The 13,268-nt window shown below is 61.0% G+C and carries 13 protein-coding genes; 3 read left to right on the top strand and 10 right to left on the bottom strand.

Translation table 11 applies throughout. The features are described 5' to 3' along the window. Positions 1-167: 167 nt before the first annotated feature. The gene (locus tag WIR04_RS03140; protein WP_338890404.1) at positions 168-2,741 is read left to right on the top strand and encodes an Ig-like domain-containing protein; all 2,574 of its coding nucleotides are present in this window, start codon (positions 168-170) and stop codon (positions 2,739-2,741) included. Between the two features lie 268 nt (positions 2,742-3,009). Here WIR04_RS03140 and WIR04_RS03135 read toward each other — a convergent pair whose 3' ends face one another. Beyond that, on the bottom strand, positions 3,010-3,522 hold the full coding sequence (locus tag WIR04_RS03135; protein ID WP_338890402.1) for a GNAT family N-acetyltransferase: 513 nt from the start codon (positions 3,520-3,522) through the stop codon (positions 3,010-3,012). 376 nt (positions 3,523-3,898) lie between these two features. On the opposite strand from WIR04_RS03135, the gene WIR04_RS03130 reads away from it, so the two are divergent. After that, positions 3,899-4,111 carry a hypothetical protein gene (locus tag WIR04_RS03130; protein WP_025328300.1) on the top strand — a complete coding sequence of 71 codons (213 nt, stop codon included), beginning with the start codon at positions 3,899-3,901 and terminating at the stop codon, positions 4,109-4,111. Positions 4,112-4,266: 155 nt separating this feature from the next. Here the strand turns inward: WIR04_RS03130 and WIR04_RS03125 are convergent, their stop codons facing one another. From WIR04_RS03125 to WIR04_RS03110, 4 genes are all read right to left on the bottom strand, one after another. Then, entirely contained in the window at positions 4,267-4,929 is a 663-nt protein-coding gene (locus WIR04_RS03125; protein WP_338890399.1) for an FMN-binding negative transcriptional regulator, read from the bottom strand. Positions 4,930-5,069: 140 nt separating this feature from the next. Continuing rightward, positions 5,070-5,597 carry a DUF4865 family protein gene (locus WIR04_RS03120; RefSeq protein ID WP_338890397.1) on the bottom strand — a complete coding sequence of 176 codons (528 nt, stop codon included), beginning with the start codon at positions 5,595-5,597 and terminating at the stop codon, positions 5,070-5,072. Further along, a complete protein-coding gene (locus WIR04_RS03115; RefSeq protein ID WP_338890395.1) occupies positions 5,594-5,986 on the bottom strand; it encodes a tautomerase family protein in 393 nt (130 codons plus the stop codon). Before WIR04_RS03115 ends, WIR04_RS03120 begins: the two co-directional genes overlap by 4 nt. Continuing rightward, on the bottom strand, positions 5,977-6,303 hold the full coding sequence (locus WIR04_RS03110) for a carboxymuconolactone decarboxylase family protein (protein WP_338890392.1): 327 nt from the start codon (positions 6,301-6,303) through the stop codon (positions 5,977-5,979). Before WIR04_RS03110 ends, WIR04_RS03115 begins: the two co-directional genes overlap by 10 nt. Before the next feature lie 96 nt (positions 6,304-6,399). Here WIR04_RS03110 and WIR04_RS03105 point away from each other — a divergent pair, with 96 nt between their 5' ends. Next, positions 6,400-7,290 (top strand): LysR substrate-binding domain-containing protein, encoded by an 891-nt coding sequence (locus tag WIR04_RS03105; protein WP_338890390.1) that lies wholly within the window; start codon positions 6,400-6,402, stop codon positions 7,288-7,290. 114 nt (positions 7,291-7,404) lie between these two features. Here the strand turns inward: WIR04_RS03105 and argH are convergent, their stop codons facing one another. The 5 genes from argH to argC all read right to left on the bottom strand — a co-directional run bounded on the left by argH (position 7,405) and on the right by argC (position 13,036). Next, the gene (gene argH, locus WIR04_RS03100; protein WP_338890388.1) at positions 7,405-8,790 is read right to left on the bottom strand and encodes an argininosuccinate lyase; all 1,386 of its coding nucleotides are present in this window, start codon (positions 8,788-8,790) and stop codon (positions 7,405-7,407) included. 208 nt (positions 8,791-8,998) lie between these two features. Beyond that, on the bottom strand, positions 8,999-10,234 hold the full coding sequence (locus WIR04_RS03095) for an argininosuccinate synthase (protein WP_338890386.1): 1,236 nt from the start codon (positions 10,232-10,234) through the stop codon (positions 8,999-9,001). A 54-nt stretch (positions 10,235-10,288) separates the two neighbouring features. Continuing rightward, positions 10,289-11,200, bottom strand: coding sequence for an ornithine carbamoyltransferase (locus WIR04_RS03090; RefSeq protein ID WP_338890384.1), 912 nt, complete (start codon positions 11,198-11,200; stop codon positions 10,289-10,291). A 25-nt stretch (positions 11,201-11,225) separates the two neighbouring features. Then, a complete protein-coding gene (gene argB, locus WIR04_RS03085) occupies positions 11,226-12,005 on the bottom strand; it encodes an acetylglutamate kinase (RefSeq protein ID WP_338890383.1) in 780 nt (259 codons plus the stop codon). A gap of 23 nt (positions 12,006-12,028) precedes the next feature. Continuing rightward, entirely contained in the window at positions 12,029-13,036 is a 1,008-nt protein-coding gene (gene argC / locus WIR04_RS03080) for an N-acetyl-gamma-glutamyl-phosphate reductase (RefSeq protein ID WP_338890382.1), read from the bottom strand. Positions 13,037-13,268 lie beyond the last annotated feature (232 nt).

The raw sequence follows: 13,268 nt of genomic DNA, 5'->3' as shown, positions 1-13,268 counted from the left end.
CAACACCAGGCAATTAACGCTGCTCTGATTGAAATCAGATGTTGTGAATGGGCATATAAACACCCCCATCAAAAACATGATTTCCAGCCTGACTATCACGACGCACATAAATTCATGCGAGCCCTTCAAGGCTTGCGCCAGAAATATAAACCTGGAGGACTTTACCTATGACAAAGATATTACAGTCATATGTCGCCCTGCTTTTTTCATTTTTATTATTGGGTTGTAGTGGTGGCTCAGAGGATTCCACCCCCGAGACCTCCCCATCGTTAGAACGGATCCATATTGTTGCCAGCCCGGTCAGCACTCGAGGAAGCAGTTCACTCATCCTGGCAAAAGGCAATAACCAGCCCTTTATTGCAACGGGTCATTACGGCGATGGTTCGGTCAAGGATCTGACGAGTGAGACAAGCTGGCATTCCAGTGACGACCGGATCGCCACCCTTTCGGCATCAGGTGCACTCACTGCAAGAGACGCAGGGACAACCACCGTCACGGCCAGCCACGATGGCATCATCAGCAACACAATCCAGATCACCGTCACCGACGCCGTCCTCACCGCCATCCAGGTCACGCCGCCAAGCGTGTCGGTCGGCAAAGGCCATACCCGGCAACTGACCGCCACCGCCACCTACAGCGACAACACCACGGCCAATGTGACCGGCAGCGTCGCCTGGCTGCCAGCCGACATCACCACGGCCACCGTCACCACCACTGGTATTCTGACCGGCAGGATTGCGGGCTCCACGGAAGTGACCGCCAGCCTGGATGGCGTGACCAGCAACGCAGTCCAGGTCACCGTCACCGATGCCGTCCTTACCGCCATCCAGGTCACGCCGCCAAGCGTGTCGGTCAGCAAAGGCCAGACCCGGCAGCTGACCGCCACCGCCACCTACAGCGACAACACCACGGCCAATGTGACCGGCAGCGTCGCCTGGCTGCCAGCCGACATCACCACGGCCACTGTCTCCACCACTGGTATTCTGACCGGCAGGATTGCGGGCTCCACGGAAGTGACCGCCAGCCTGGATGGCGTGACCAGCAACGCAGTCCAGGTCATCGTCACCGATGCCGTCCTTACCGCCATCCAGGTCACGCCGCCAAGCGTGTCGGTCAGCAAAGGCCAGACCCGGCAGCTGACCGCCACCGCCACCTACAGCGACAACACCACGGCCAATGTGACCGGCAGCGTCGCCTGGCTGCCCGATGACACTGCCACGGCCACCATGACCACCAACGGCCTGCTGACCGGTGTGGAGCAGGGCACCGCGGAAGTGACCGCCAGCCTGGATGGCGTGACCAGCAACACAGTCCAGGTCACCGTCACCGATGCCGTCCTCACCGCTATCGAGATCACGCCGCCAAGCGTGTCGATCGGCAAAGGCCAGACCCAGCAGCTGACCGCCACCGCCACCTACAGCGACAACACCACGGCGGATGTGACCGGCAGCGTTGCCTGGCTGTCCGATGACACCGCCACGGCCACCGTGATCAGCGGCCTGCTGACCGGTGTGGAGCAGGGCACCGCGGAAGTGACCGCCAGCCTGGATGGTGTGACCAGCAACACAGCCCAGGTCACCGTCACCGATGCCGTCCTCACCGCCATCGAGATCACGCCGCCAAGCGTGTCGGTCGGCAAAGGCCAGACCCAGCAGCTGACCGCCACCGCCACCTACAGCGACAGCACCACGGCGGATGTGACCGGCAGCGTCGCCTGGCTGTCCGATGACACCGCCACGGCCACCGTGATCAGCGGCCTGCTGACCGGTGTGGAGCAGGGCACCGCGGAAGTGACCGCCAGCCTGGATGGTGTGACCAGCAACACAGCCCAGGTCACCGTCACCGATGCCGTCCTCACCGCCATCGAGATCACGCCGCCAAGCGTGTCGGTCGGCAAAGGCCAGACCCAGCAGCTGACCGCCACCGCCACCTACAGCGACAGCACCACGGCGGATGTGACCGGCAGCGTCGCCTGGCTGTCCGATGACACCGCCACGGCCACCGTGATCAGCGGCCTGCTGACCGGTGTGGAAGAAGGCACCACAGAGATCAGTGCCAGCCTGGATGGCGTGACCAGTGACAGGGTGACGGTCAATGTCGTCAACCCTCTTTTCGGGGAGTTTGAAGATATTTCCGTCAATGACTTCACGTTTGCGGTCGATGCCGGGTTCCCGACCACGGGGTTTCATGGGGCGGAATTTACCCTGAATACCCCCAGTGCGCCGAGCGAGTACACCTGGAGCAGTAATGTGGAATGGGTTTCGGTAGACAACGACGGAAATGTTCGTATTACTTCAGAGGATCATTCAGCACCAGTAAGAATGCTAACCCCAGTCACCATCACAGCAGTCCCCACCTCGGGGGGGGCACCTCTAACCTATACCTTTGCGTTACGCCACTGGTTCTTCGTTCATACGTATAGTCAGTATCCATATAAAAGCTCTGGTACGACGGCTTCGTGGTGGTGTAACTCACGTGATAGCAACTCTAGAATCCCCCCTGTGAGTGAAGTGTCATTGGGTCTGAGGATTCGACAGGTAGGTGCATTATTTTCTGAGTGGGGAGCCGCAGATTACTTCATTGTCAACAACTACTCTATGGGCTCAACCTATTGGGCATACACTACTAAAACCTCTATCGATGGTCGAGAACCAACCGTCCGTATGAGTGATGGGTATATTGGTGAATCTACAGCGACCCTAAGCAATAGAGTGATGTGTCGCGTTGCGATTTATTACTAATATCTAAACGGCATAACGCCCCCAAAGGCCCCTCAAAGAGGGGCCTTATATTAAAAATAGTAGAAATTCATTGATGACCAGAATTTCAACATCAATCATCAACCTTTCTTATTTTAGTGTCAGACTGCAATATCAGTTCGACAAGATAATTTCCAACATCTCGCCATCGTTAGGACAGGTCTATATTGTTGCCGGCCCGGTCAGCACTCGAAGAAGCAGTTCACACATTCTGGAAAAAAGTAATACCCGGGCTCTTGATGGCAACAGGTCATGATGACGATGGTTCGGTCAAGGCGTAGACCGGTGAAGCAGACGGACATGCCGGTGACATGGCGTCATCCAGCCTATCCCACTCATATTCAACATAAGCGTCGCCTTCTACCTTCCCGCCGGTCGTCACAAAGGTCTGTCGTGCGGCTTTATTTGCCATGTCGGTCCCGGCCCAAACCAGTCTGACACCATCGCGCGTGCAGCAGGCAATCAGGGTATTGACCAACCCTTTTCCTATGCCACACCCTCTTTTTTCATCCATCACCTCAATATCATAAAGATATGCCAGGCTACCTCCTGTTCTGACGTCGGGAAAGCGGTACGCACTGAGCAGCCCGACAGGTTCATCGTCATGCAAGGCAACCAGCAGATAACAGCGATCATCGGAAATAGCGGCGGCAATATCCTCCAGAGAGGCTTTTACTGTTCCCTCATCTGTATCGGCAAGCAGTATGGATAACGCCTTGAACCAGATATTCTCGTCACCGCTCTCCAGCCTTCTTATTTCCATATGATGACCTCACAATGATGCCCGGTCTGATACGTATCATCGACATCAGGTGACAGGCATTTATTAAAAGAGGACTCCATCAATAACATACTGAATAATGTGCATGGATGATCGACCGCAAGCTTTTCGCGAACATGCATCCATATTTACTCGCGGCAAAAAACAGCGTCATCGCCAGCACATTCCATTTCCAGTCACGGCCTAATGCCAGAGGTGCCATCACATCCAGGCATTATCCTTGACAGACGCTGACCCCCCGGGCAGTCCGGCGCTGACAGAAGATAACCAGGCGGGCATTGCCGCCCAAGGGCGGGTATGAGACAACGGAAGACAGGGAGGTGAGCCCTCTCGTTCAGGTATAGGCAAGGAGTCATTCATGAGTCTGTGGACAGGCATAGTCCTGATCGTCTTTATCAGCGTGTTGTTCGGCTATCTTGGCAAACGCGCCCGCTACCAGCTGGGGGATGCCCGCATCACGGATCGCCTCGGCAAGCAGGATCTCATCATCAGGGAGTTGCAGGAGCGGGTCGCCAACCTGGAGGCCATAGTGCTGGAGCAGGAGAAGCGCCGTCCTTTCGACGAGCTATAGGGATGCCGCCGGGCAACTAGCAGGAGACCGGCTCCCCGCACAGCCCCCCTGACGAAAAGCCAAGGCAGCAGGCGCGGGAGCGGGAATAAAAGCAACGGCAACCAAAGTTGCCGTTGCTTTTATTCGTTCGAACCCCAGACTCCGGGGCGGCGCGGCTAGTCTGCCGCAGGCGCTGCGGCAGGCGACATGCCCTCTGGCATGCTCTCTTGCATGGCATTAGCCAGCGCCTCTCCGCCCCGCTCACGGGCCCCCTGGATGGCGCCCTCCCTGTCTTCTTTCTCCTTGTTCTGGCTCAGCTTGAACTTGCCGACCAGCTGATCGATCTCGATCTCTATGCCTACCACAGCCTGCACCATGGCCTCGATATAGTCTCTCGGCGCGTCCGCCATCTTCCAGGGAGCGGGCTCGGCAGCCTCCTGGGTGCGGGTCAGGGTGGCGAGCAGGCGACGCACGAAGCGGGCATCGTCCCGCACCCGGATGCGACCGTGGGCGTGTACCACGGCATAGTTCCAGGTGGGCACCTGCTTATGATGTTCCTGCTTGCTCGGATACCAGTTGGGGGAGATGTAGCCCTCGACGGCCCTGAAGATCACCAGCACCTCCTGCCCTTCCTTCACCTCCTGCCAGAGCGGGTTGTTACGCGCCACATGGGCCCGCAAGATCCCATGCTCCCCCTCATCGGCATCTAACTCGAACGGCAGGTGGTTGGCATCCAGCCCCTGCTCGCCCTGGGTGACCAGGGCCCCCAGGGGATAAGCGCGCATCAGCCGATGCAAAGAGGCGGGGTCGGTGGCGGCAAAATGGGGTGGCAGGTACATGCAGGCTCCTTTATCCGTGGTGGTGTGTCCGTACTAAACCCATCGAGATGCTCCCATGGGGGAAAGCATCATCTAGAGTTTGCCTGCCGAGCGCCACCGAAGAAAGCCTTGGCCGCCACCGGATAGCCGCTGTCACCCGTTCAGGGCAAAGGGCTCCCTTTGGCCAGATAGCCGATGTGATAGGCATCGGCTCCTGCCGGCATCACTTGTGGGAGCGATGGCAGGAGATCCACCTCCAGCCACTGCCAGCGGGAAAGGTCCCAGCCGCTCAGCATGGCCCCGGTGCGCAGCTCGGCCAGGCTGGAATGGGGGGCAATGGGAGTGCGCCGCAAGATGGCCACCCTGGCCTGCTCGAGCTCCTCCATCTGCGGGGCTGACAGCAGATGCCAGGTCTCGATATGGGGCCAGCCAAACTGCCTGGTGAGTGCCGCGAAGCCCTCGCTGACAATGAAGCTGCGCATCGCATCGGCGCTTTGCCACACATAGAAGGGGGCATAGCGATTCTCCCGGCATGGCAGCGCGGCCTCGTCATGGCGGCCATAGAGATAGGCCTTGAACAGCAAGCCGGGGAAGCCGTCGAGTCTGGCGCCATTGCTGGCGATCCGCTGCTCGATCAGCGCCATGTCGTAGTCCGCCAGCAGGGTGAATCTGTAGTGCATGGCGATCATAAGCTCACCTCCGGCCGAAACATCAGACCCCGTCCGAAGCTCCACTCCTCGCTGCCGTTCAACTGGATCACCACCATAAGGTTATCGGGATGGATGCCCAAATCCACATGCAGGCGCTCGGCAAGCCGCTCATAGAGCCGCTGCTTGACCACTGTGCTGCGCGGCTTTCCCGCCAGGATCTGGAACAGGATGAAGTCGCCGTCCCGGCGGCCGGTCTGGTAGTGGGGGTGATAGACGAGGGCCCTGGCCGGCAAGGCCTCCAGGATCTGGAACTTGTCCTCCAGCGGCACATCAAACACCTCCACCAGGGTCTGGTGATAGAGCGCGGAGAGCTGTTGCAGGCGCGCGTCGCTCATCCCCTCGCGCACCGTGATACGGGTCAGCGGCATGGGTTGGCCTCCTCGCGGGCGGGCAGCAGGCTCACGGCGGTGACCGCCGCAGGCAAGCCGGCGTAGAAGGCGAGATGGGTGAACAGCTCCTCCAGCTGATCCCGTGTCAGGCCGTTTTGCTGGGCGAACGCTATGTGCCAGGGCAGCTGTTGCACCCGCCCCAGCGACGCCAGTATGGCCAGGGTGATCAGGCTGCGCTCGCGCGCTGACAAGGCGGGCCGCTGCCAGATATCGCCAAACAGCGTCTCTTTTGCCAGCTGGGATAGTCTCGGCGCCACCAGCGCCAGGTCGTCACGATCAAGAACAGGATGGGTCATGGCAATCTCCTTGGATGGTGAAGCCACTCTCTCCCACTGCTACAATTTAGAAAATCGAAATATCAAAGACCGATAATCCTAATTATCAGGACAATTATGACACCCCTTCCCCTGAACCTGGATCTCGATGCCCTGCGCAGCTATGTCGTCGGCATGGAGTGCGGCAGCTTTGCACTGGCGGCGCAGCGACTGTGCCGCTCCACCTCGGCAGTCAGCGCCCAGTTGAAAAAACTCGAACAGCAATGCGGCACAGCGCTGGTCGCTCGCAGCGGGCGCCACCTGGTCCCGACCCCCCAGGGCGAGCTGCTGCTGGGGTATGGGAAAAGGCTGCTGGATCTCAATGACGAGACCATGCGCGCCCTGAAGGGGGAGTTGCTGCAAGGAGAGATCAGGCTGGGAGTACAGGAGGACTTTGGCGAGTCTTTGCTGCCGGCTGTGCTGGGGCCCTTCTGTCGCCTGCACCCCGGGCTGCGGATGACGACCCGCATCGATCGCAATGGGCCGCTGACAAAGGGGATCAGGGAGGGCAGCCTCGACATGGCCCTGACCTGGCAGCCACAAGATGAGGCCATGGATGCCCGGCTCATCGACCTGGTGCCACTGCAATGGATAGCACACCCGGACTGGGGGCTCGCCCCTCTGCTGGCAAGGGGGGAGCCTCTGCCCCTGGTGGTCTTCGATGCCCCCTGCCTGATGCGATCACGGGCCATCCGGGCCCTCGACGAGGCCGGGATCCCCTGGCGCATCGCCTTCACCAGCCAGAGTCTGGCGGGGATCTGGGCGGCCTTGCAGGCAGGGCTCGGGCTCACGGTGCGCTCCACCCTAGGCATGCCAGCCACCCTATCCCCCTTGACCGATGTGCTGCCATCGCCGGGCACCCTGGGGATCGCCCTGCTGAGGGCGGGCAATGAACCCAATGAGGCCGAGCACCAGTTGCAGGCCCTGCTCACCGATGCCGTGCATCAGGCCAGTGCCAGCAAGGGCTGAGGACTCTCGACCCTTGCTGGCATAGCCGCAGACCCGCCCGCACAATAGGGCACATAAAAAAACGGCAACCCCGAGGTTGCCGTTTTCTGCTCATGGGGCCCTGGCCGCTGCATTTCAGCTGGCGCGCTTGGCCAACCACTGTTCGGCGGCGACCAGCGCAGCGTCTATCTGCTCGCGGGCGACGCCGCCCTTGGCGACCCGCTTGGCCAGGGTCGCCTCCAGCTCCAGGTTCGGATAGACATCCTCCCCCACCACAGGGCTGAAGCGCTGGAACTCAGGTAAAGAGAGCTCCTCCAGCGGCTTCTTCACACTGATGGCGTAGACCACGGTTTCACCGACGATATGGTGCGCCTCGCGGAAAGGGATCCCCTTGGCCACCAGGTAATCCGCCAGTTCGGTGGCGTTGGCGTAACCGCCCTGGGCCGCCGCCCTGGTGCGCTCACCATTCACTTTCAGATCGATCAGCACCAGGGCCGCCATGTCGAGGCAATCGTGCCAGGTGTCGAGGGCATCGAACAGCCCTTCCTTGTCTTCCTGCATGTCCTTGTTGTAGGCCAGCGGCAGCGCCTTCAGGCTCATCAGCATGCCCATCTGGGCGCCGACCACCCGGCCTGTCTTGCCACGAATGAGCTCAAGGGCGTCCGGGTTCTTCTTCTGGGGCATCAGGGAAGAGCCGGAGGTGACCGCATCGGAGAGCTCCACGAAGCCCGCCTCGCCGGTGTTGTAGAAGATAAGATCCTCGGCAAAGCGGGACAGGTGGGCCATGGACAGCGACGCCACGTGCATCAGCTCAACCACGTGATCCCGATCGGAGACCGAATCCAGGCTGTTGCGGGTCGCGCCACTGAAGCCCATGTCCAGCGCCAGCGCTTCCCGGTCGATGGCGTACGCCGTGCCCGCCAGGGCGCCGCAGCCGAGCGGGCTGGTGTCGAGGCGCTTCAGGGCATCCTGCAGACGGGAGTGATCCCGCTCCAGCATCTCCACATAGGCCAGCGCCCAGTGGGCGAAGGTGACCGGCTGGGCCCGTTGCAGGTGGGTGTAACCCGGCAGCACCGCGGCCTGGTTGGCACGGGCTGAGGCGACCAGCCCCTGTTGCAGCGCCGTGATGGAGCCGAGCAGCAGCTCGCCCTGGGCCTTGCACCAGAGTTTGAGGTCGGTGGCGACCTGATCGTTGCGCGAGCGGCCGGTGTGCAGCTTCTTGCCCAGGGTGCCGACGGCATCGATGAGCTTGCCCTCGACCCAGGAGTGGATGTCTTCGGCATCCGAACTCAGGATCTGCTGGGGATCCTGCTGCACCGAAGCGAGCAGCACCTCCATCGCCTGCTGCAGTTTGCCCTGCTCATCGGCGGTCAACACGCCCACCTTCACCAGCGCCTTGGCCCAGGCCATGGAGCCCTGGATATCCTGCTCTGCCAGGCGGTAATCGAACCGCAGCGAATCGTTGAACTGCTTGAACCTGCTATCGGCTCCCTGACTGAAGCGTCCACCCCAAAGTGCCATACTGCTCTCCTTGAATGCGTTGTCGGTGGCGCTTTGGCCCCCGAGCCTGAAATCGTGCCCTGTTTTTCTGCGAGCCTGTTATCTCACAGAAGCGGCCAAGGCGCAGCCGCTCTCGTCGCCCTCCCCGTGCTGAGCGAAGGTACAACGCGCCGTTTATAAAGGAGGGGGCAAAGCCCCCTCACCGGTATCAACGGGTCATGTCTTCAGATCAACCGTGGGTATGGTCACCGCCGATGGCCTGATGCTGCTCCTTCATGGCGCGGATCCGGCTCGCCAGGGTGTAGAGACGGATAAAGCCTTCTGCGTGGCTCTGGTCGTACACTTCGTCGGCGCCGAAGGTGGCGAAGTCTTCGGAGTAGAGGCTGTTCGGCGACTTCTTCTGCACTGCCGTGACCTGGCCCTTGTACATCTTCAGCACCACTTCACCGTCGAGATCCTCGGCGATGGCGTTGGCGGAGGCGACAATGGCCTTGCACAGCGGGGTGAACCAGCGACCGTCATAGACCAGGTGGGAGAACTCGGCACCCAGCTTCTCGCGCCAGGCGCGGGTCGGTCTGTCCAGTACCAGCTCTTCCACGGCGCGCAGTGCCGCCACCATGACGGTGCCACCCGGAGTCTCGTAGCAGCCACGGGACTTCATGCCCACCATGCGGTTCTCGGTGATGTCGATGCGGCCCACGCCATGCTTGCCGGCACGCTCGTTCAGGGTCATCAGGATCTGGTGCGGGGTCAGCGGCTGGTCGTCGACCGCCACCACTTCACCCTGGGCCACGGTCAGCTTGACGAATTCCGGCTCGTTCGGTGCCTGCTCGGCAGAAACAGTCCACTGCCAGACCGCTTCGGACGGCTCGTTCCAGGTGCTCTCCAGCTCGCCACCCTCGGTAGAGATGTGCCAGGCGTTGGCATCGCGGCTGTAGATCTTCTTCAGGGTTGCCTTGCAGGGGATGTCGCGGGCTTCCAGATAGGCCAGCAGATCTTCCCGGGAACGCATGTCCCACAGACGCCAGGGGGCGATCACCTTCAGTTGCGGGGCCAGGGCGGCCACGGCGCCTTCGAAACGCACCTGATCGTTGCCCTTGCCGGTACAGCCGTGGGAGATGGCGTCGGCGCCTTCCGCCAGGGCCGCTTCCACCATCGCCTTGGCGATGATGGGACGGGCCATGGAGGTACCCAGCAGGTAGGTGCCTTCGTAGACGGCGCCGGTCTTCAGGGTCGGATAGACGTACTCCTTGACGAACTCTTCCCGCAGATCCTTGACGATGCACTTGGTGGCGCCGGAGGCGATGGCTTTTTGCTCGATCCCTTCCAGATCGTCACGCTCCTGACCGACGTCGGCGACGAAGGCGATGATCTCCGCATCGTAGTTCTCCTTCAGCCAGGGAATGATGGCCGAGGTATCCAGTCCGCCCGAGTAAGCCAGTACGATCTTGTTGATTCCGCTCATTTACTTCTCTCCGTGATGATTCGATAAGGTTGTGATTCAGGGTCGGTCGCCGGCTTATTTATGACCTAGCAGGGTCAGCAGCACGGCATTCTGGATATGCATCCGGTTTTCTGCCTCATCCATGATGAGGGAGGCTGGTCCGTCCATGACCTCCGAGGTGATCTCCAGCTCCCGGTGCGCCGGCTGGCAATGCAGCACATGCTGGATGCCGGTGCGATCGAGCAGGGCCTGGTTGATCTGATAAGGCATGAAGATATCTTTTACCTGCTCCATTGGTGTGTTGTCACCCATGGAGACCCAGGTGTCGGTATAAACCACGTCAAAGCCTTCGATGGCGCCCACGTCATCGCTGATATTGATGTGGGCACCGGACTGCGCCGCCAGCGCCTGGGCCTGCAGGAAGATCTGGGTGTCCGGGCCATGGCCCTTGGGGCAGACCAGGGTCACGTCGGTGCCAAGCGTCGCCCCCAGCAGCAGCAGGGAGTGGCTGACGTTGTTGCCATCGCCGAGGTAGGCCAGCTTCACCTTGGAGAGATCGCTGTAGTGCTCGGCAATGGTCATGAAGTCCGCCAGCCCCTGGCAGGGGTGGTAGAGGTTGCACAGGCTGTTCACCACCGGCACGGAGCCATGCTCAGCCAGCTCGACCAGGGTCTGGTGATCGAACACCCGGGCGACGATGGCGTCACACCAGCGGGACAGGTTGGCGGCGAAATCCTTCACCGATTCCCGCTTGCCGAGCGCGCCGTTCTGCTGATCCAGGTAGACGCTGTGACCGCCGAGCCGGGCGATGCCGATGTCGAAGGTGACCCGGGTGCGCAGGGACGGCTTCTCGAACAGGGTGACCACGCTCTTGCCCGCCAGGGCCTGGCCGTACTTCTTCGGATCGGCCTTGACCGATTTGCCGAGGGCGATCAGCGCCTCGATCTGTGCCTTGCTCAAGTCGCTGTCTTTCAGAAGATGTTGCATCGGATGTTCCTTTTTCCGGCCAGGGTTAGAGGGTGACTTGGGTGCCGACGGCGCCGCCCGCCAGCAGCTTGAGCAGTTGATCCTGGTAGCGCCAGCTGGCGACACAGACAGGTTTGCCCAGGGTCTCTGCGGCGTGCAGTGCGGCCTTCACCTTGACCGCCATGCCGTCCGTAATAACGCCCTTCTCCATCAGGTCCAGCGCGCTCTGCTTGTCCAGTTGCGGCACCAGCTTGCCCTTGCCATCCAGAATGCCACTCACGTCGGAGAGCATCACCAGATCGGCGCCCAGAGCCTCGGCAATGGCGGTGGCCGCCTGATCCGCATTAACGTTCATCAGCTGGCCATCTGCGGTGATGCCGATGGAGCTCACTACCGGCAGGAAGCCCTGCCCCAGGATACCAGCCACCAGCGCCGGGTTGCCCGGCTGGCAGTCACCGACGGCGCCGAGATCCGGGTCGAGCTGGGTCACCTGGCAGAGGCCGCCGTCGGCGAGACAGAGACCCACCGCAGGGATGCCGGTGGCGATGGCCTTGGCCATCATCATCTTGTTCGCCGTGCCCGCCAGGGCCCCGGCGATGAAGGGGATCTGCTCGAACGGGGTGACCCGCAGGCCGTTCTTCTTGGTGGAGGTCATCCCCAGCCCCTTGAGCAGGTCATCCACCAGGCAGCCACCACCGTGCACCAGCACCAGGGGACGGTGCTGATCGTCCAGGAAGGTTTTCAGGGTAGCGAACAGGGCGGTCAGGGCCTCGTCGTTCTCGATCAGGGCACCACCCAACTTGATTACCAGCGTCTGCTTGTCCATCTTCTCGATCCTTCCTTAAAGCGTTAAATCAGGCCGGTGGCCGGTTCAAAACCAAACTTGATATTTATGCACTGCATAGCCTGGGAGGCGGCACCCTTGAGCAGGTTGTCGATGGCGGAGACCACCACCAGCATGTTGCCCTGCTGCTGCCAGGCGAGGTCGCAGTAAGGGGTATTGGCCACGCCACGTATGGAGGGCATCTGGCCGGTGAGGCGCACCAGGGGCTTGCCTTCATAGGCCTTGAGATAGGCTTGATCCACCTGGGTCTGCGTCACGCCATCCGCTAGTTGCACATAGATGGTGGCCAGTATGCCCCGCACATAGTTGCCAAGGTGGGGCTGGAACAGCACCCCCTTGCCGAGGTGGTGGCTGATCTCCGGCTGGTGTCTGTGATTGAAGGTGCCGTAGGGGCTCAGGCTCACTTCGCAGAAACTGGTGTTGATGGCGGCCTTGCGACCGGCCCCGGAGACGCCGGACACAGCGTTGATGATGGGCTGCCATCCCTCGGCAATCAGACCGGCCTGCTGCAGCGGCTTGAGGGCGCAGAGCGACGCGGTCGGGTAGCAGCCGGGCACCGCAATCAGCCGGGCGGCGGCAATGGCATCGGCATTCCACTCAGCCAGACCGTAGACGGCCTGTTCCAGCCACTGCTCGCTCTCGTGGGTGAAGCCGTAGAAGGAGGAGTAGAACCCCTGATCCTTGACCCGGAAGGCACCGGAGAGATCGAACACCGGCAGCCCCTTGGCCAGAAACTTGGGGGCGAGCTCGGCGCTCACCTCGTGGGCGGTGGCCAGCAGCACCAGATCGGCCTGGGTCAGGATCCGGGTCATGCCGTCCTCGTCCAGCGGCAGCAGCGGCTGATCCAGCTCACCGACCCACTGGGGATGTAGAGAAGAGAAACGCTTGTGTGCGTCCTGGCTGCCGGCCGACACATAGAGGCCGAACAGCTTGAGCTCTGGATGGTTCTGGACCAGTGCGGCCAGTTCGGCCCCCGCGTAGCCACTGGCACCGACGATAACGGTATTGAGCATGTTTGAGTATTCCAAGTCTGGGTTCGAAATTCACAGCGTGGTGCTGCGGTGCAAGGGGTCGGCTATCGCCCCTTAGATGCAACGAGTGCGGAGGGGCAATTCAGGCGGATATGCGTCGTCGGTTACAGATCAGGTGACAGAACATTAACTTTCCCTTACAACTAGAAGCCTTGTTGATGAGCGCTCGAACAGAATATTCATGCACTCACTTTGCATTTGTATTTTCTAACAG

The organism is Aeromonas rivipollensis (assembly GCF_037811135.1).
In the GTDB taxonomy this organism is placed as follows: domain Bacteria; phylum Pseudomonadota; class Gammaproteobacteria; order Enterobacterales; family Aeromonadaceae; genus Aeromonas; species Aeromonas rivipollensis.
This window is presented reverse-complemented; position numbering and strand designations above follow the sequence as displayed.